Genomic DNA, 1,027 nt, shown 5'->3' with positions numbered 1-1,027 from the left:
CGTGAGTTCGATATAAAAACCTTAACAATTTAGAAGCATAAAAAAGCTGAATAATTAGTAAATTAAAGTATTCAACCACTTATAATTAACTAATATCCAGCTATGCTTTGTACCAATAAAATTACCGAAATATTTTGTTCTATTGATGACTTTTGCAAAGATTTTATTCCAGTTTTTCAACAACGTTTAATCGGGAGTAGTAAAAAAAGACATAAGTCTTCTAGACTTTCACTTTCTGAGGTAATGACTATTCAAGTATTATTTCACCTGAGTGGTTGTAGAACTTTTAAAAAGTTCTATTTAGGATATGTTCACCTACATTTGAAAAGCTATTTTCCCGATACGGTTAGCTATAATCGTATGGTGGAACTTTGTTCTGAAAGTATGTTACCTCTTTTAGCTTATCTTAAAACCAAAGGATTAGGAAACTGCTCTGGAATTAGTTTTATAGATTCTACTCCTTTACGAGTATGTCATAATAGAAGAATTCATAATCATAAAGTTTTTAAAGGTTTAGCTGATAGAGGACAATGTTCAATAGGTTGGTTCTTTGGTTTTAAATTACATATAGTAACTAACGATAGTGGTGAAATTATTGATTTACTAATTACTCCAGGTAATAAAGATGATAGAACTCCTTTAAGAATGAAAAACTTCACTGATAAATTATGGGGAAAAATATATGGTGATAAAGGGTATCTAGGAAAAGAACTTTTTGAACAGCTCTTTAGTCAAGGCATACATTTAGTTACAAAGCTTAAAAAGAATATGAAATCAAAATTATTGACTCCCATGTACGATGTAATTATGCTTAGAAAAAGAGCAATTGTAGAATCTATTATTGATCAACTTAAAAATATCTTTCAAATTGAACATTCTAGACACAGAAGTCCTAAAAATTTCTTTACTAATATATTTTCCGCTTTAATAGCATATAACTTTACTGAGAAGAAGCCTAGTTTAAATATAAGTCTTATTAAAACTAATCAACTTAATCTTAACTTATAGTTATATCGAACTCACGTTA

1 protein-coding gene is annotated in these 1,027 nt (G+C 28.4%); it reads left to right on the top strand.

What is annotated here, in order from left to right; translation table 11 throughout:
- Nucleotides 1-102 precede the first annotated feature (102 nt).
- Nucleotides 103-1,008 carry an IS982 family transposase gene (locus BVC87_RS23010; RefSeq protein WP_075344726.1) on the top strand — a complete coding sequence of 302 codons (906 nt, stop codon included), beginning with the start codon at nt 103-105 and terminating at the stop codon, nt 1,006-1,008.
- Nucleotides 1,009-1,027 lie beyond the last annotated feature (19 nt).

It is taken from the genome of Tenacibaculum agarivorans, assembly GCF_001936575.1.
Lineage (GTDB): Bacteria > Bacteroidota > Bacteroidia > Flavobacteriales > Flavobacteriaceae > Polaribacter > Polaribacter agarivorans.
Note: the sequence above shows the minus strand (reverse complement) of the source record. Positions and strands in the feature narration are given on the sequence as shown.